At 71.1% G+C, this 17248-nt stretch carries 12 protein-coding genes and 4 tRNA genes; 13 read left to right on the forward strand and 3 right to left on the reverse strand.

Annotated features, from left to right (window positions below):
• The first annotated feature begins 96 nt into the window (after positions 1 to 96).
• Positions 97 to 645: an AAA family ATPase gene (locus B082_RS0122125; protein ID WP_018554001.1), complete on the forward strand. Its 549-nt coding sequence runs from the start codon at positions 97 to 99 to the stop codon at positions 643 to 645.
• Positions 646 to 699: 54 nt separating this feature from the next.
• Here the strand turns inward: B082_RS0122125 and B082_RS39235 are convergent, their stop codons facing one another.
• Positions 700 to 1806, reverse strand: coding sequence for a hypothetical protein (locus tag B082_RS39235; protein ID WP_158688890.1), 1107 nt, complete (start codon positions 1804 to 1806; stop codon positions 700 to 702).
• A 596-nt stretch (positions 1807 to 2402) separates the two neighbouring features.
• Here B082_RS39235 and B082_RS39240 point away from each other — a divergent pair.
• The 10 genes from B082_RS39240 to B082_RS0122170 all read left to right on the forward strand — a co-directional run bounded on the left by B082_RS39240 (position 2403) and on the right by B082_RS0122170 (position 11049).
• Positions 2403 to 2490: transfer RNA gene (locus B082_RS39240), tRNA-OTHER, on the forward strand.
• A gap of 90 nt (positions 2491 to 2580) precedes the next feature.
• Positions 2581 to 2656, forward strand: a tRNA-Trp gene (locus tag B082_RS0122130).
• Positions 2657 to 2911: 255 nt separating this feature from the next.
• Positions 2912 to 3223 carry a hypothetical protein gene (locus B082_RS0122135; RefSeq protein ID WP_018554002.1) on the forward strand — a complete coding sequence of 104 codons (312 nt, stop codon included), beginning with the start codon at positions 2912 to 2914 and terminating at the stop codon, positions 3221 to 3223.
• A 276-nt stretch (positions 3224 to 3499) separates the two neighbouring features.
• On the forward strand, positions 3500 to 4663 hold the full coding sequence (locus B082_RS0122140) for an acyl-CoA dehydrogenase family protein (RefSeq protein ID WP_026250062.1): 1164 nt from the start codon (positions 3500 to 3502) through the stop codon (positions 4661 to 4663).
• On the forward strand, positions 4660 to 5646 hold the full coding sequence (locus B082_RS0122145) for a bifunctional MaoC family dehydratase N-terminal/OB-fold nucleic acid binding domain-containing protein (RefSeq protein WP_018554004.1): 987 nt from the start codon (positions 4660 to 4662) through the stop codon (positions 5644 to 5646). The genes B082_RS0122140 and B082_RS0122145 overlap by 4 nt, the downstream gene beginning before the upstream one ends.
• 1 nt (position 5647) lies before the next feature.
• Complete coding sequence (locus B082_RS0122150; protein ID WP_018554005.1) at positions 5648 to 6685, forward strand: acyl-CoA dehydrogenase family protein; 1038 nt, start codon at positions 5648 to 5650, stop codon at positions 6683 to 6685.
• A 119-nt stretch (positions 6686 to 6804) separates the two neighbouring features.
• Complete coding sequence (locus B082_RS0122155; protein ID WP_026250064.1) at positions 6805 to 7236, forward strand: MaoC family dehydratase; 432 nt, start codon at positions 6805 to 6807, stop codon at positions 7234 to 7236.
• Complete coding sequence (locus B082_RS0122160; protein WP_026250065.1) at positions 7233 to 8399, forward strand: lipid-transfer protein; 1167 nt, start codon at positions 7233 to 7235, stop codon at positions 8397 to 8399. Before B082_RS0122155 ends, B082_RS0122160 begins: the two co-directional genes overlap by 4 nt.
• A gap of 169 nt (positions 8400 to 8568) precedes the next feature.
• Positions 8569 to 9228, forward strand: a complete 660-nt coding sequence (locus B082_RS0122165; RefSeq protein ID WP_037710628.1) for a SigE family RNA polymerase sigma factor — start codon at positions 8569 to 8571, stop codon at positions 9226 to 9228.
• A gap of 171 nt (positions 9229 to 9399) precedes the next feature.
• Positions 9400 to 11049 carry a long-chain fatty acid--CoA ligase gene (locus B082_RS0122170; protein ID WP_018554009.1) on the forward strand — a complete coding sequence of 550 codons (1650 nt, stop codon included), beginning with the start codon at positions 9400 to 9402 and terminating at the stop codon, positions 11047 to 11049.
• Between the two features lie 205 nt (positions 11050 to 11254).
• On the opposite strand, the gene B082_RS0122175 is transcribed toward B082_RS0122170, so the two are convergent.
• Positions 11255 to 15964: a PAS domain-containing protein gene (locus B082_RS0122175; RefSeq protein WP_018554010.1), complete on the reverse strand. Its 4710-nt coding sequence runs from the start codon at positions 15962 to 15964 to the stop codon at positions 11255 to 11257.
• A 211-nt stretch (positions 15965 to 16175) separates the two neighbouring features.
• Entirely contained in the window at positions 16176 to 16634 is a 459-nt protein-coding gene (locus tag B082_RS0122180; protein ID WP_018554011.1) for an SSI family serine proteinase inhibitor, read from the reverse strand.
• A gap of 196 nt (positions 16635 to 16830) precedes the next feature.
• On the opposite strand from B082_RS0122180, the gene B082_RS0122185 reads away from it, so the two are divergent.
• Positions 16831 to 16921 (forward strand) — tRNA-Ser (locus B082_RS0122185).
• 182 nt (positions 16922 to 17103) lie between these two features.
• Positions 17104 to 17176: transfer RNA gene (locus tag B082_RS0122195), tRNA-Arg, on the forward strand.
• Positions 17177 to 17248 lie beyond the last annotated feature (72 nt).

Raw genomic sequence — 17248 nt, forward strand, 5'->3', positions numbered from 1 at the left:
GGGCCAGAAGGGCGAGGGGACGCCCCGCTCACGGCCAGGCCCAGTGGCACCACCGTGCCAGGAACCGAAACCGAGGCAGCAGTCGTTTCACGAGCCATGACGCAACCGAAGCCCCGCCGCTCCCCGTTCTGCGTGCTGATGGCCGGGCTGCCCGGCTCCGGCAAGACCACACTGTCCCGCGCACTGACGGATCGGGGCTTCGTTCGCCTGTGCCCGGACGAGGAAATGTTCCGCCGGCACGGCGTCTACGGAGTCGACTTCCCCCGGGGCGTCTTCCCTACCCTGGAACGGCCTGTGCTCGAAGACGTGGCGGCCGACCTCCGCGCACAGCTCAAGGCCGGACACAATGTTGTAGTCGACCACGGATTCTGGACTCCCGAGGACCGGGCGAAGTGGCAGGCCATCGCCGTAGATGCCAACGCGACGCCCGTGCTCGTCTACCTGGCCGCCAGCCATGAAGAACTCTGGGCCAGGGTGAGTAAGCGAAACGAGTTCCACGCGAACGACCCGAACGCGATCTATTTCGCGGAAAGCGACCTTCAGCGATACCGAACCCGGTTCATTCCCCCTACTTCCGATGAGCCACATTTGCTGTACGAGGGTGACGCGGTCGCAGTTCTTGCGGCTCTGTCCGCGCTAGGCTGAAACTTTGGCTGCGAGGTGAACGTGCAAAGCAAGGGCCGGTAGCCGTACGGGCCGTTAGAACGGCGGTTCAGATGCCGCCTTTCTAACTAGCTCTGCAAACAGTTCCATGTTGGCGTCTTGTAGATTTTGCGCATATTCCGCATGTTTGCCGTACGGCACCCCCTTAGCTACTTCCCAGAGGCATTCACGGGGTGCCGACGATTTTTCCAATTCCAGGAAAACGTCTCGCGCGTGGAACCACGAGGCCTTGGCGACACCCGCAAGAATTGTGTCCCTGTCGGAAACTTTCCCTTTTGTCTGAAAGTGAATAACGACAGCCGCCAATTCGTTCGAGCTTCGGTGAGTCCCAGTCCCGCTAAGCAGAGCCTGTGCGTCTACCTGCAAGGTCGCCGAACGTAGGTGGTCTACTGCCTTCTCGATACGATCCGGAGGCAGGTGCACCCCGACTTCAATCAAGTACCTTTCGACGTGCAATCCGACATCCGAACGCCGAAGTCCAGCGACGATGGCGGGAGATGCGGTGTCGCCGACCCGCTGAGCCGTGAGGCGGAGAAGCATGCCCACGGTCATATTGTTCTCCGTCGCCGCCCATCGCCCCCACTGGGAGTCCACGTACGGGAACTCGTCCTCCAGAGCCGCGAGGGTCCGCACGACACTAAGCGGATCCTCTTCCGAAGCTCTGGTAATAAATTCTGTGACAGTCATTCCGGCTTTGATCATTTCCCGCAGGAGTCCGGGTAGCCAACCTGCGGCTGGAAGGTGTGCCGAGTCCGTGACAATCTGCACGAGATCGTGCAGGTGTGCCTGTTCTAGTGGTTCACTGTCCCAGGAGATTTTTTTGGACGGCAATATTTTCATGTGTGCTTGAGAAGCTTGCTCCTTCTCTTTTTTCGCAGCAGATGTCCTTTCGCGCCAAATCGATTGGTCGATCTCCTCCTGTGGCAATGGTGCGTCATTGAGTCGGGCGTGTTCACCTAGCGCTTCCACAATTGACAAGACTTGAGGAAGGTTGAGAGGGCTTGTGCCTGAGAGCTTATCTTGAATGGTCGACCGGGCCATCTTGCTTTGTCTGCCTTGCCTTGCAATCAGGCGCTCGATGCTGCGAATCGATGGGTCTCCAGCGCGAACCCGGAGTTCCCGGAGTTGTGCTGCCAGGTCCATAAGTGGCCTCTTTGATCTACCTGTCCGGCTGCGTCCGGCACTGTCCGCTGATGTCCGGGGCTGGGTACGGAAGCCTAGTCCAACTGCGCTCTTGGCGTCCGGGTCTTGACGGAAGCGACCGGCAGGATCGCATAGGGGGACCGGACAGGTTTACATCGGTGCCACAAGAAAGCCCTGTTCCTGTCGGCAAGGGCAGGAACAGGGCTTCGCTCGAACGAGCCGCCGAACTCTACACCTCGGGGTCTCGCAAGGATTGGAGAACTGGCACCATGGGATTTGACAGCCCCTCCGCACGAGAGCGTAACGACAGCACCTCTAGGTGGGTCAACCGTTTGGTACAGATCGCCACCCCCGTCGCGGCTCTGCTGGGGGCCGTTGCCGCTCTGGTTACAGCGCTTCGGGCCTAAGCGCGGGCGAGTGCGGCGCTACCGGTCGACTAGCGGGATGGGCACAGGCCACATCGACGGACGGTTTCGTTGATGTGGCCTGTGCACCGCAATGAGGGATCGTCAGGCGTGGCCGGGCAGTCTTTGTGCGCCGTGGGCCATGTACGGGCCGGGCGAAGCCCGCCCGGGCGCAGCGCCAGTAAACGGGCAGGTCAGAGCCCCAAGCGTTCGCGGATGTGGGCGGTCTTGAAAACCGTCGTGGCGCGAGTCACCGTGGGTTCAAATCCCACACCCACCGCATGGGAACGGCCCCCGTCCAGGTGCACCAGGTGCATCGGGCGGGGGCCGTTCGGTTGTGCGTGCGGGCTTTTAGGATGGTGGGTGGGGCGGGGCCCGTAGCGCAGAGGTCGTCGCGCGCGGTCTCCAAAACCGCGAGGGCGCCGGTTCGAATCCGGCCGGTTCCGCCCTGTTTCCTCGCCCACTTCTCCGGGGCTGTTCTGCGGCCCTGCTGGGGACCTCGCGGGCCCGAGCGGATGGTTCGGACGTTCCCGGGGGTTTGGTTTCCCTTCCTCACGCTTGCGGGGGAATCGGGAGGCGCGGGTGGTTCGCCGGTACGGCGCTGGGCAGCTTTGATCCGCGACGTCGTGATCATCACCGGGCGGTCGGCCGCCGGCCCGGGTTCGGCCTCAGCCCTATTTCCGGTTCATGGAGGAACAGACATGGCAAGCATCCGTACCGCTCGTGCCCTCGCCGTTGTTGCCGCGCTGCCTCTTGCCGCCGTTCTCCTCGGCGGGGTGGCGCAGGCGGACAACGGCTCGATCGCGAGCGGCGGATCGAACGCCGGCGTGGCGACGATCGGCGGCAGCGGGGTCGGCGGGGACAACGCGGGCAACTCGTCGACCTCCCAACAACAGGCCACCGGGCCCGGGGCGTCGAATCAAAGCAACTCCGCGCAGGTGAACGGGTCCGGGTTCACCGACATCGACCAGTCCACGCACAACTTGGCGGTGAACTTCACCAACCTCTGGTGAGCGCGGGGTCCGTCGCGGTCCGGGCGGGGGGCCGGACCGCGACGGAAGGACGGCTACGGCCCGCACAGGCGCTGCTTCGGCGCCCGTGCGGGCCGTTCCGTGTGCGGAGGGGCACGTGGGGACGTGCGCGGAGGGCACGTGGGACGTGTGCGTACGGGCGGTGGTGTCGCGTGCCTTGACAGTGGCAGTGAATCTGACGGACAGTCAGAAACCTGTAGCGGTCGGCTCGCAGTGCGCTGCCGACCGGTCCTCATGCCGTTCCCGGGAGGCGTCGACGTGCATCTGGCCCCGACCGAGCGCCAGCTCCGTCTGCGCGCCGAACTCCGTGCCTACTTCCGCGAGGTGATGCCGGAGCCCGGCCACGCGGTCCATGATCCGGACGCGCAGCGGCTGCTGCTGCGGCGGATCGGGGCGGACGGGATGCTCGGCCTCGGCTGGCCCGTCGCGTACGGGGGGCAGGGGCGCGGCGCGGACGAGCAGTTCGTGTTCTTCGACGAGGCGTACCGGGCCGGCGCGCCCGTCTCCATGGTCACGCTCAACACCGTCGGCCCCACCCTGATGAAGTACGGGACCGAGGCGCAGAAGGGGTACTTCCTGCCCCGGATCCTCGCCGGTGAGACCGTCTTCGCCATCGGCTACAGCGAACCGGAGGCCGGTACGGACCTCGCCGCGCTGCGCACCCGGGCGGTACGGGACGGCGACGCCTGGGTCATCGACGGGCAGAAGATCTTCACCAGCAACGCGCAACAGGCGGACTGGATCTGGCTCGCCTGCCGAACCGACCCGGACGCGCCCAAACACCGCGGCATCTCGATCCTGCTCGTGCCGACGGACGCGCCGGGCTTCTCGTGGACACCCATCGAAACGGTGGGCGGTCTGACCACCACCGCCACGTACTACGACGGTGTGCGCGTCCCGGCCACCGCCCTCGTCGGGGAGGAGAACGCCGGCTGGGGGCTCATCACCAACCAGCTCAACCACGAACGAGTGGCGCTCGCGGCGATCGGCATGCAGGCGGAGGACTTCTACGCGGCGGCGCTCGCCTTCGCCCGCACCCCCGATCCGCTGACGGGCCGGTGCCCGGCCGATGAGCCGTGGGTGCGTTCCCGGCTGGCCGAGGCGTATGCGCGGCTGGCGGCGACGCGCCTGCTCAACTGGCGCCTCGTCGGGGACGTGGGCGCGGGCGCACTGGCGCCGGGCGACGCGAGCGGCGTGAAGTTCGCCGGGACCGAGAGCGCCGTGGAGGTCTACCGGATGTGCCAGGAGATCACGGGCGACGCCGGCCTCATCCGCGGCGGCTCCCCCGGCGCGTTCGGCGACGGCGAGCTGGAGCGGATGAACCGGGCGGCCCAGATCAACACGTTCGGGGGCGGGGTGAGCGAGGTGCAGCGGGAGATCGTCGCCATGATGCGGCTCGGCATGAGGGGGGCGAAGCGGTGACAGCCGGGAACGCGAGCGCGGAAGCCGGCGTGGACGAGGGCGTGAGGGAGGGCGCCGACGAGCTGTACGGGCGGCTCAGGGCGTACGAAGGGCGGCCCGCCGCCACCGCCGGGACCGGCAAGGACCTCGTCAACGAGCCGATGATCAGGCACTGGTGCGAGGCGATGGGCGACACCAACCCCGCCTACACGGGACCGGACGCCATTGCTCCGCCGACGATGCTCCAGGCCTGGACGATGGGCGGTCTGTCCGGTCACACGGACCGCAGTGGGCCCTACGACGAGCTGTTCGCCCTGCTCGACGGGGCCGGGTACTCCGCTGTCGTCGCGACCGACTGCGAACAGGAGTATCTGCGCCCCCTGCGCCCCGGGGACCGGGTCACCTTCGACGCGGTGATCGAGTCCGTATCCGCACGCAAGACGACGAAACTCGGCACCGGCTACTTCGTCACCACGCGCATGGACGTCCGCGCCTCGGGCGAACCGGCCGGGACACACCGCTTCCGCATCCTCAAGTACCGCCCGGCGAAGGCAGGGGGGAAGGCCAAGGGGCCGGCCCGTGTCGCGCGGCCCGAACCTGTCGTCAACCGGGACAACGCCGGTTTCTGGGAGGGCGTGGCGGCCGGCCGGCTGCTGATCCAGCGCTGTGGGGTGTGCGCCGCCCTGCGCTTTCCCTGGCTGCCCGGCTGCAACACCTGCGGATCACCCGAGTGGGACACGGTCGAGGCATCGGGCGAGGGCACGGTCTTCAGTTACGTCGTCATGCACCACCCGCCGTTCCCCGCCTTCAGCGAGTCGGGCGAGGGCGGCCCGTACGCGGTGGCACTCATCGAGCTCGCGGAGGGCGTGCGCATGGTCAGCAATGTGGTCGGTGTGCCGTACGACGAGGTGCGGGTGGGCATGCCGGTGCGGCTGGAGTTCCTGCGTACCGGCCCCGGGGCGCGACTTCCGGTCTTCCGCTCCTCGGCGGGAGGTGAGGGCTGACATGGATTTCACGCCCAGTGAGGAGCAGTGCGCGGCGCAGGGGCTGGCCGCCCGGATCTTCGCGGACCTGTCGACGCACGACCGCCTGGTCGCGGCCGGCAGCGGCTCGGACACGGAGCTGTGGAAGGAGCTGTGTGCGGCCGGTCTGCCCGGGGCGGTCGAGGAGACCGGACTGCTCGGCCTGGTGCTGATGCTGGAGGAGCAGGGGCGGACGACGGCGCAGGTGCCGTTCGCGGCGAGCTGTGTCTACGGGCTGCTGGCCGTCGCCCGGCACGGTACGGACGAACAGCGCGAGCGGTTGCTGCCGCCGCTGCGTGACGGTACGGCGGTGGCGACGGGTGCCTTCCCCGCCTGCGGCGCCGTACACGTGGAGGCAGGGGCCCGTCTGAGTGGTGGTGTGCCGCTGGTTCCCTGGCTGCGGGACGCCACACACGTCCTGGTCGCCGCCGCCGACCGCACCCTGTGGCTGGTGCGGACCGGGGAGCGCGGAGTGCGGACCGAGCCCGTCGAGACCACGGCCGCGTGGTCGGCCGGCCGGCTCGTGCTGGACGGGGCGTCTGCCGAGCGGCTCGGGGACGCGGGGGCGTACGAGGACGTGCTCGCCGGTGCGCGGACGGCGTTCGCCGGTGTGCAGGCGGGCGTGTGCGCCGGATCGGTGACGCGAGCGGTCGAACACACTGGCACGCGCGAACAGTTCGGGCGCCCCCTGTCGACCAAGCAGGCCGTGCTGCTGCGGGCCGCCGACGCGTACATGGACACCGAGGCGATCCGTGTCACGGCGTACGAGGCGGCATGGCGCCGCGACGAGGGACTGCCGTACGGGAAACAGGCGCTGACGGCCGCATGGTGGGCGTCCGAGGCGGGAAAGCGCGTCGTCCACACCGGGCAGCATCTGCACGGCGGAACGGGGGCCGACCTCGACCACCCCGTCCACCGGCACTTCCTCTGGGGGCGGCAGCTCGACGCCTACCTCGGCAGCGGCGGTGGCGTACTCCAGGAACTCGGCACGCTGCTGACGGAGGGGGAGCCGGAGGAATGACGGACCCGATGCCTGACGGCCGACCGGAACCCGTCGCCCCGATGCCCGACGGCCGACCGGAACCCGTCGCGCCGATGACCGACGGCCGACCGGAACCCGTCGCGCCGACGCCCGCGCCGATGCCCGGCGCCCCCGCGCCCGCACTCGGCGAGGAACTGGCGCCGCTGGAGATCGCGGTGACCCGCACCCTCATCGTGGCCGGTGCCATCGCCTCCCGCGACTACCAGGACGTGCACCACGACGCGGAGTCGGCGCGGGGGAAGGGCTCCCCGGACGTCTTCATGAACATCCTGACCACCAACGGCCTGGTCGGGCGGTACGTCACCGACCGCTTCGGCCCCACGGCGGTCCTCAGGCGCGTCGCCATCAGGCTCGGCGCGCCCAACTATCCCGGCGACACCATGGTCCTGAGCGGCAGGGTCACCGCGCTCGGGGCGGACGGGACGGTGGAGGTGTCCGTCGTCGGCGCCAACGGGCTCGGCCGGCACGTCACCGGCACGGTGAGCGTCAGCATCCCCGTAGGCGTCACCCGTCCGAAGGGGTCCGTATGAGCGTGCGCATGGCCGACTCGCTCGGTGGGAAGGCGGCGGTGGCCGGGATCGGCGCCACCGAGTTCTCCAAGGACTCCGGACGCAGCGAACTCAGGCTCGCCGTCGAGGCGGTGCACGCGGCGCTGGACGACGCGGGGCTCACCCCCGCGGACGTCGACGGTCTGGTCACCTTCACGATGGACACCAGCCCGGAGATCACCGTCGCCCAGGCCGCCGGCATCGGCGAACTGTCCTTCTTCTCGCGCGTCCACTACGGCGGTGGCGCGGCCTGCGCGACGGTCCAGCAGGCGGCCCTCGCCGTCGCCTGCGGGGTCGCCGACGTCGTCGTCTGCTACCGGGCGTTCAACGAGCGGTCCGGGCGCCGCTTCGGCTCCGGCGTGCAGCGGCGCGAGCCCACGGCCGAGGGCGCGGCGCTCGGCTGGAACCTGCCCTTCGGACTGCTCACGCCCGCCTCCTGGGTGGCCATGGCGGCCCAGCGCTATCTCCACACGTACGGGCTGACGCCGGAGGCTTTCGGGCATGTCGCGGTGGTCGACCGGCGGCACGCGGCCCGCAATCCGGCGGCGTACTTCCACGGCAAGCCGATCACGCTCGCCGACCACGCGGCCTCCCGCTGGATCGTCGAGCCGCTGCGGTTGCTGGACTGCTGCCAGGAGACGGACGGCGGCCAGGCGATCGTCGTCACCAGCGCCGAACGGGCCCGTGACCTGCGCCGTCCGCCCGCAGTGATCGTCGCGGCGGCCCAGGGCGCGGGGCGGGCGCAGGAGCAGATGACCAGCTTCTACCGGGACGATCTGACGGGCCTGCCGGAGATGGGGGTCGTCGCGCGCCAGCTGTGGCGCACCTCGGGCCTCGCGCCCTCCGATGTCGACGTGGCGATCCTGTACGACCACTTCACCCCGTTCGTCCTGATGCAGCTGGAGGAGTTCGGCTTCTGCGCCCCGGGTGAGGCGGCGGACTTCGTGGCGGCGGACGCGCTGCCCCTGAACACCCACGGGGGCCAGCTCGGGGAGGCGTACCTGCACGGCATGAACGGCATCGCGGAGGCGGTCCGGCAGATCCGGGGCACCTCGGTGAACCAGGTGCCGGGCGCCGCCACCTCCCTGGTCACCGCCGGCACGGGCGTCCCGACCTCAGGTCTTCTGCTGGGCCGGGCGGGCTGACGGGGGCCGTGTCCGTGGGCGTACGCACCGGGGGCGACCCGGAGTCCCGCAGGGGTGGGCCCTCCACCTACAGGAGGTGGAGGGGTGCATGGGCCTACACCCTGAGGCGGACGCGGTTTCGGGACCTGGGGGCGATCCACGGAGCGGGCCCCGCTCCTAGCGTGGAGCCATGACCACGCCAGTCCGCACGGGCACCTCCAGGGGAGCCGCACCGGCATGCACGTCGGCAGCGGCACGTACTTTCGCACCGGCGGTGCGCACATCCGCACCGATGCGTCCGTCCGCCTCGGCGCGCACCTCGTACGGTGTGCGCGCGTCGGCGGCGCCGTATGTCCCGTACCCCTCGTTCACGTCATTCGTGAAGGCGCGGGGGCCGGTGCTGCTGCGCGCCGCCCGCTCGCTCACCGCGAATCCGAGCGATGCCGAGGACCTGCTGCAGACGGCGCTCACCAAGACGTATGTGGCCTGGGACCGGATCGAGGACCACCGGGCGCTCGACGGCTATGTGCGCCGGGCCCTGCTGAACACCAGGACCTCGCAGTGGCGCAAGCGCAAGGTCGACGAGTTCGCCTGCGACGAGCTGCCCGAGCAGGAGACGGCCCCCGGCCCCGACCCCGCCGAGCAGCAGTCGTTGCACGACGCGATGTGGCGGGCGGTGCTGAAGCTGCCGGCCCGCCAGCGGGCCATGGTCGTCCTGCGCTACTACGAGGACCTGAGCGAGGCCCAGACCGCCGAGGTGCTCGGCGTATCCGTCGGCACGGTCAAGAGCGCGGTCTCCCGGGCGCTCGGCAAACTGCGTATGGACCCGGAGCTGACCCCGGTCCGCTGAGTCGTCCGGCACGCGGGCAAGCGGAGCGGAGCCGTCCGTCACCACCCCTCCGGTCGGTGTGAAATGCCGGACGACACCGATTCGTACCCTCGGGAGTAGTGACATACCGCTCGGTATGTGCGCAGAATCAGCGGAACCCTACTGCCGCGTAGCGCCCACCGGGAGGACGCCGTGCTCAGCACCATGCAGGACGTACCGCTGACTGTCACCCGCATCCTGAACCACGGGATGACGATTCATGGGAAGTCGCAGGTCACGACCTGGACCGGAGAGCCCGAGCCGCACCGGCGCAGCTTCGCCGAGATCGGGCGGCGGGCCACGCAGCTCGCCAACGCCCTGCGCGACGAGCTCGGCATCGACGCGGATCAGCGCGTCGCGACCCTCATGTGGAACAACGCGGAGCACGTGGAGGCGTACCTCGCCATCCCGTCCATGGGCGCCGTGCTCCACACGCTGAACCTCCGCCTCCCCGCCGAGCAGCTGATCTGGATCGTCAAGCACGCCGACGACAAGGTCGTCCTTGTCAACGGCTCGCTGCTGCCGCTCCTCGCGCCGCTGCTCCCCCAGCTGACGTCGCTCGAACACGTGGTCGTATCCGGTCCGGGTGACCGTTCCGCGCTGGACGGCGCGACGGTGCGGGTGCACGAGTACGAGGAGCTGATCGCGGGCCGCCCCACCAGCTACGACTGGCCCGAGCTCGACGAGCGCCAGGCCGCGGCCATGTGCTACACCTCCGGCACGACGGGGGACCCGAAGGGCGTCGTCTATTCCCACCGTTCGATCTACCTGCACTCCATGCAGGTGAACATGAGCGAATCGATGGGTCTGACCGACAAGGACACCACCCTGGTCGTCGTGCCCCAGTTCCACGTCAACGCGTGGGGGCTTCCGCACGCGACGTTCATGTCCGGCGTCAACATGCTGATGCCGGACCGTTTCCTCCAGCCGGCCCCGCTCGCCGACATGATCGAGCGCGAGCGTCCGTCGCACGCCGCGGCCGTCCCCACCATCTGGCAGGGGCTGCTCGCAGAGGTCACCGCCAACCCGCGCGACCTCACCTCGATGGCCAACGTCACGATCGGCGGCGCCGCCTGTCCGCCCTCCCTCATGGAGGCGTACGACAAGCTCGGCGTCCGCCTCTGTCACGCCTGGGGCATGACGGAGACCTCCCCGCTCGGCACCATGGCCAATCCGCCCGCCGGGCTGACCGAGGAGCAGGAGTGGCCCTACCGCATCACCCAGGGCCGCTTCCCCGCGGGCGTCGAGGCGCGGCTGGTCGGCCCGGCTGGCGAGCACCTGCCGTGGGACGGTGAGTCGGCCGGTGAGCTGGAGGTGCGCGGGTCCTGGATCGCCGGTGCGTACTACGGCGGTGCCGACGGCGAGGCGCTGCGGCCCGAGGACAAGTTCAGCGAGGACGGCTGGCTGAAGACCGGCGATGTCGGTGTGATCAGCCCCGACGGCTTCCTCACGCTCACCGACCGCGCGAAGGACGTCATCAAGTCCGGCGGCGAATGGATTTCCAGCGTCGAGCTGGAGAACGCCTTGATGGCGCACCCGGACGTCGCCGAGGCCGCCGTCGTGGCCGTCCCGGACGACAAGTGGGGCGAGCGCCCGCTCGCCACGGTCGTCCTCAAGGAGGGCGCCACCGCCGACTACGAGGCCCTGAAGTCGTTCCTCGCCGACTCGGGCATCGCGAAGTGGCAGCTGCCGGAGCGGTGGTCGGTCATCCCCGCTGTGCCGAAGACGAGCGTCGGCAAGTTCGACAAGAAGGTCATCCGCAAGCAGTACGCGCAGGGCGAGCTGGACATCACGCAGCTCTGAGCCGAGCCGCACGGACGACGAGGGCGGTACGGGGGTCTTCCCGTACCGCCCTCGTCGTATGCGCCTGTGCGGCGGTCAGTTCGTGCTTGTGCGGTGGCCGGACTGCGCCTGTGGAGCGGTCGGGCCGCGCCTGCGGGGCCGTCGGACCGCCTGTGCGGCGGTCAGTTCGTGCCTGTGCGGCGGTCGGACCGCGGTTGCGCTGCGGTCAGTTCGTGCCGATCTTCGCGAGCAGGTCGACGATGCGGGACTGCACCTCTTCGCTCGTCGAGCGCTCTGCCAGGAACAGCACGGTCTCGCCGGAAGCGAGCTTCGGCAGCTCCGACTGATCGATGCCGGCCGAGGTGTAGACGACCAGCGGGGTGCGGTTCAGCTGCCCGTTGGCGCGCAGCCAGTCGACGATGCCGGCCCGGCGACGGCGTACCTGCATCAGGTCCATCACCACCAGGTTCGGGCGCATCTGGGCCGCCAGCGATACCGCCTCGCTGTCCGTCGCCGCGCAGGCCACCTGCATGCCCCGCCGCTCCAGCGTCTGCGTCAGAGCGAACGCGATGTCCTCGTGCTCCTCGATCAGCAGGACGCGCGGCGGGTGCTGCTCGCTGTCGCGCGGAGCGAGCGCCTTCAGCAGTACGGCGGGGTCGGCGCCGTACGCCGCCTCCCGCGACGCCTGCCCGAGACCGGCCGTCACCAGGACCGGCACCTCGGCGGCCACTGCCGCCTGGCGCAGCGACTGCAACGCCTTTCGGGTGATGGGCCCGGTCAACGGGTCTACGAAGAGCGCGGCCGGGAACGCGGCGATCTGCGCGTCCACCTCCTCGCGCGAGTGCACGATCACCGGCCGGTAACCGCGGTCGCTCAGCGCCTGCTGGGTCGAGACGTCGGGCGCGGGCCACACGAGCAGCCGGCGCGGGTTGTCCAGCGGCTCGGGAGGCAGCTCGTCGTCCACGGGCTGCGGGGAGGGCCGGTTGGCGACCTCGACCGCACCCCCGGGACCGTCCAGCGGCTCCGGGCCCTCGGCCGCGCCCTCGTCGGGCGCCCCTATGGCGTAGGCGCGCCCTTCGGCCGCCGGTGCGGCGAGCAGCTGCCCCGACCCCTGCCCCTGAACCGTGGTGCCGGGGGCGGACTGGGGTGCGGGGAGCGCGGTCTGCTGTTCTTCGGGCGCGGGCGCGCCCGGTTCCGGTTCCGGTTCCGGCGGCGCGGCGAGCTTCCGGCGCCTGCCGACGCTGCCGGCGCCGCCCTGGGGCTGGTTCTGCTGGTGGGCGATGTGCTGGGCGAACGGCACACCCTGCCCGAGCGTGCGCACGCTGAACGCGCGCCCCTGCGTCGAGTCCGGCGACCCCGGCATCGGCGCCTCGGCGGGCAACGGCTGCCGTCGTACGTCGGGCGCGGGCGCCAGGGGCCGGGGACGGGCCGCGGGGGCGCGAAGCCCTTCGGGGCCGGCGCCCGTGTCATCGACGGGGGCCCCGCCGGGGGCGGCCGCGGTGCCGGTGGTGTGCGCGGTGGGTGCGACGGGCGCGGCGTCCGGCAACTCCGGCTCGGGGGCGGCGGGCGCGACGGGCCTCTGGCCGGAGGCGTCGTCCTGCCCCCAGCCACCGGGCTGAGCGGGAGGCGCCGAGGGCGCGAAGGGCTCGGAGCGCGGGGCGGGGGCGGGCTGGGCCGCCTGTGCGGGTACGTGCGCGGCCGGAGGCGGCGGGACGGGGGCACCCGGCACCGGGTCCGCGCCAGGCGCACCGGCCACGGGCTGTCCGTCCTGCGCCGGCAGCGCGAAGGACGCGGGCTGTCCCTCCTGCGGGCCGCTGTCGGGCCGCCGGGCACGACGCCGGCCGGTGGGTGCGGGCGAGGCAGGCGGAGCCTGCGGGGGTACGGGCGGGGCCTGGGGGACCTGCGGTGGTACGGGGGTGTGCTCCGGTGTACCGGAGAGGGCGTCGAGCCCCCCGGCCACACCACCGGGCACACCAGCGCCGCCTCCGTGCGTACCCAGCGCACCGCCGGGCGTACCGGCGGCACCACCCTGGGGCGCACCGTCGGCACCGCCCTGGGGAGCACCAGCCACACCATCCTCGGGCGTACCGGCGCGGCCCTCGGGTGCACCCGGCACTCCGCCTGGCGTACCGGCGGCACCACCCTGGGGCGCACCGTCGGCACCGCCCTGGGGCGCACCAGCCACTCCACCCTGGGGCGCACCGGTCACACCACCCTCGGGCATACCGGGCGCCGCACCGGCTCCCTCGGTCCCGGCGCCGGCCGCACCACCGAGGCCCGCGGGCAGCGAGCCGTCGACCTCCGCGCGGGTCGGACCGTCGACCTCCGCGCCGGCCGGAGCCACCCGGTCCGCATCGGCGGGCGGCAACGCGAAGGGGACGCGCGGCCCGGACTGCTCGGCAGCGGCGGCCCGGTCCTGGGCGGCGGCCAGCGCGCGCCGGGCCCTCCGGCCGGTCGGCTGCGGCGCGGGTGCGGGCGACTCGGAGACGGGGGCCGTCGCACCGGGAGCCGCGTGGCCCCCGTCGTTCAGGTCCGAGAACGTAGCGGGGGCGGGGGCCGGGGCCTCGACGGCGTTCACGGCGGCGGGGAGCGCCAGCCGGTTCTCCTCGCCCGAATGCCCTCGATGTCCCCGGTGCCCACCGGCCGGGACCGGGACCTGCGCGTCGGCCGCCACGCCCTGCGGCGGCACGGTCTGCCCGCGCTGCGGCCGGCCACCGCCACCCTGAGCGCCCTCGGCGGCGGTCACCACGGACCCCTCCGACGGAGCGGCCGAGGGCAGCGCGAGGGCCTGCCCCGGCGCCTGGGCGGCGGCCTGGGCACCGGCTTCGGCGGGGCTGGGCCGCCCGCGCCGACGTCCGGAGCCCTCGGCCTGTTGGGCGGGGATGAGCTCGTTCGGGGCCACCTCGGGCGCGGGGGCAGCACGGCGCGCACGCCGGCGCCCGGTCGGCTCGGACGCGCCGGTGTCCCCGGGCGCGGCCTGGAGCTCGCCGGTGCCGTCGGACCCGCCGACGGGGCTCTCCAGGAAGGCGTCGGTGGAGGAACGGCGCGCCCGGCGCCGCCCCCGCCCGGCCTCGGGAACCGTGGCCTCCGAGGAAGTGTGACCCGACTGAGCAGCGGGAACACCCGCAGGTTCGGGAACAGCCGCAGGCACAGATTCAGCCGCAGGCACGGACTCAGGCACAGGCACGGGCGCAGGCACGGATTCAGCCGTAGGCACGGATTCAGCCGTAGGCACGGCCTCGGGCGCAGACGGTGCGGCAGGCACCACGGTCCCGGCCCCCGCGCCGATCGGCACCTCGAGCACGTACGCGCTGCCGCTCATGCCCGGCATCTCGTGCGTCTGGAGGACACCGCCGTGCGCGCGCACGATGCCGCTGACGATCGGCACGTGCACCGGGTCGCCTCCGGCGAACGGACCGCGTACCTCGATGCGTACGACGTCACCGCGCTGGGCGGCGGCGACCACGACGGTCGAGTCGACGTAACCGCCACCGGGCACGACCCGTGCCTTGCCCGTCGAATCGACGCCCGCGACATCCGCGACGAGGTGGGCGAGCGCGGTCACCAGCCGTCCGGCGTCCACCTCCGCCTCGATCGGCGGGGCGTGCACCGCGAACTGCGCGCGCCCCGGCCCGATCAGCTCGACCGAGGCGTCGATGCCGGCCGTGACGACCCCGTCGAGCAGCACCCGCGTCTTGGCGAGCGCCTCGGCGCCGCCGTCGAGGCGCTGGTAGCTCAGCACGTTGTCGATGAGCGTCGTCATACGCGCGTAGCCCGCGGCGAGGTGGTGCAGGATCTGGTTGGCCTCGGGCCAGAGCTGCCCGGCCGGGTCGGCGGCGAGCGTGGACAGCTCGCCGCGCAGTTCTTCCAGGGGCCCGCGCAGCGACTCGCCGAGCACGGCGGTGAGCTGGGTGTGCCGGGCGGTGAGATCGGTCAGCCGCTCGGTCTGCTTCTCCAGCTCGGAGGCGTAGCGCTCGGTGCTGTCGGCCAGTTCGGCGGCGTGCGCCTCCTTCAGGGCGGCGAGCTCGGCGGCGTGCCGTTCGGTGAGCTCGGTGACCTCGGAGGTGTGGCTTTCGGCCAGCTCGGCCGCCTCGGCCCTGCGCCGCGACTCCAGCTCCTCGTAGGGCCTGCGGTCGGTGAACGTCATCACGGCGCCGACGAGCTGGTCGCCGTCGCGGACGGGGGCGGTGGTCAGGTCGACCGGCACCTGTTCCCCGTTTTTGGACCACAGAACCTGCCCGCGCACCCGATGCTTGCGCCCCGACTTCAGGGTGTCGGCGAGCGGCGACTCCTCGTACGGGAACGGCTCGCCCTCCGCACGCGAGTGAAGGATCAGCGGATGCAGCTCCTGGCCGCCGAGATCGCTGGCGCGGAAGCCCAGGATCTGCGCGGCGGCGGGGTTGACGAGGACGACCCGGCCGTCCGTGTCCGTACCGACGACGCCTTCGGCCGCGGCGCGCAGGATCATCTCGGTCTGGCGCTGCGAGCGGGCGAGCTCGGCCTCGGTGTCGACGGTGCCGGAGAGGTCGCGCACGACGAGCATCAGCAGCTCATCACCCGTATAGCTGCCGCCGTACGAGGGCTGGACGTCCTTGTACGCCGCCTGCCCGTCCTCCAGGCTGGCGCTCGTCACCTCGACGGGGTACTCGTTGCCGTCGGTACGCCGCGCGGTCATCCGCGTGGGCTTCGTACGGCCCCGCTCGTCCGCAGCCTCCGGCCTTCGCATCGACCCCGGGATCAGCTTGGAGTCGAACTCCGGCAGCAGATCGAGCAGCCCGCGACCGACGAGCGCGGTGCCCGGGGTCTCGAACATTTCGAGGGCGATGGTGTTGGCGTTGACGACCGTACCGTTGCAGTTGACGAGCAGAAGCCCGTCCGGAAGGGCGTCGAGTATGGCTGCGAGGCGAGCAGCGCCTCGGGATGGCCTGCTGCTCACGACGACGCTTCCTCCCTGATTACTGCACCTTGCCGACAGCGGCCCCATCTTGCCCCTCGGGCCTCAGGCTGTCACTGGAGGAGTCTAAAGGCAGGGGAGGGGCGCGGGGCTGCGGATGAGGGGGAGCTCTCACCAAGGTTTGGTGCATACGGTGTACGACTCCGCCCCTCGCCGCGCCCCGATGGGCCCTGCCACCGGGGCGCGGGGCAGGTCACCGCACGTTCGGCAGGACCGGACGCAGCTGGTTCCAGCGCGCGATCTCGCATCCGTCGGTCCGCTTGAACGAGGCGTTGACGTCCCGTCCGTGCCAGGTCCCGGTGACCCGGGCGGTGGCTGTCCCGCCGTACTGAAGCGTGCACATCGCGTCCCCGGGCACCGGTGCGAACGGGTCCGCCCTCTCGCCCTCCAGCTGCCCCAGCCGCTCACAGGCGTCCGCGGCGACCGGGTGGGTCCCCCGGGCCGGCTCGCACGCCAGCTCGTACGTCCCGTCCGCCTCCGGATTGCCCGAGCCGGCGACGACGACGGTGAGCCGGGTGCCGGCGCCGTCGTTCTGGAGGAGGGGCAGGGAGAGCGGAAGCGGAAGGGGCCCGGACGCGGCGGTGGCGGCGGGCGCGGCCGCGGTCAGCGCGGCGAGGGACGCGACAGCGGTGAGGGCGAGACGGCGCATCATGCGGACTCCTGTGACCGAAGAACCTGCGGAGGGCGGCGCCCTCGCCCTGACTAACGCGCCGCACGCCCCGGCGTTGCGCAACCGAACCGCTTTGCCCTCCTGGCCGACTGCCTAGTACCGTAGGCCGCGATTGGTGGCGCAGCGTGCAGCTGTGTCATCATCTGCACGCACCACCCGCGCTCGCGCGGGGTGTGCTGGAGGCGTCGCCTAGTCCGGTCTATGGCGCCGCACTGCTAATGCGGTTTGGGGCTTACCCCCCATCGAGGGTTCAAATCCCTCCGCCTCCGCCCCACCACCGAAGCCCCGAGCCCCTGGCCCGGGGCTTCGGTCGTTCCCGGCTCGTTCGAGGCGCGTTCCCGTCGTTCTCGCAGGTCAGGCCGGGTGCGGCCAATGGATTTCGCGTCCCGGCGCAGGTCATGTAATGTTGTTCTCGCAACGCGGACGGGGCAGAAAAGCCCAGGAAGCACAAGCACTCGTAGCTTAACGGATAGAGCATCTGACTACGGATCAGAAGGTTGCAGGTTCGAATCCTGCCGAGTGCACAGCAGGCCAGAGGCCCCCAGGAGAAATCCTGGGGGCCTCTCGCGTTGCCCGTACAGCAGCGAAGTACAGCA

It is taken from the genome of Streptomyces sp. ATexAB-D23 (genome assembly GCF_000373645.1).
Taxonomy (GTDB): Bacteria; Actinomycetota; Actinomycetes; order Streptomycetales; family Streptomycetaceae; genus Streptomyces; species Streptomyces castrisilvae.

What these genes read in the sequence shown, in the direction of transcription:
- B082_RS39235 (WP_158688890.1), bottom strand. Translation starts at nt 1,806, where the DNA reads ATGGACCTGGCAGCACAACTCCGGGAACTCCGGGTTCGCGCTGGAGAC.
- B082_RS0122125 (WP_018554001.1), top strand. Translation starts at nt 97, where the DNA reads ATGACGCAACCGAAGCCCCGCCGCTCCCCGTTCTGCGTGCTGATGGCC.
- B082_RS0122165 (WP_037710628.1), top strand. Translation starts at nt 8,569, where the DNA reads ATGACCACGCCAGTCCGCACGGGCACCTCCAGGGGAGCCGCACCGGCA.
- B082_RS0122155 (WP_026250064.1), top strand. Translation starts at nt 6,805, where the DNA reads ATGCCCGGCGCCCCCGCGCCCGCACTCGGCGAGGAACTGGCGCCGCTG.
- B082_RS0122180 (WP_018554011.1), bottom strand. Translation starts at nt 16,634, where the DNA reads ATGATGCGCCGTCTCGCCCTCACCGCTGTCGCGTCCCTCGCCGCGCTG.
- B082_RS0122150 (WP_018554005.1), top strand. Translation starts at nt 5,648, where the DNA reads ATGGATTTCACGCCCAGTGAGGAGCAGTGCGCGGCGCAGGGGCTGGCC.
- B082_RS0122135 (WP_018554002.1), top strand. Translation starts at nt 2,912, where the DNA reads ATGGCAAGCATCCGTACCGCTCGTGCCCTCGCCGTTGTTGCCGCGCTG.
- B082_RS0122160 (WP_026250065.1), top strand. Translation starts at nt 7,233, where the DNA reads ATGAGCGTGCGCATGGCCGACTCGCTCGGTGGGAAGGCGGCGGTGGCC.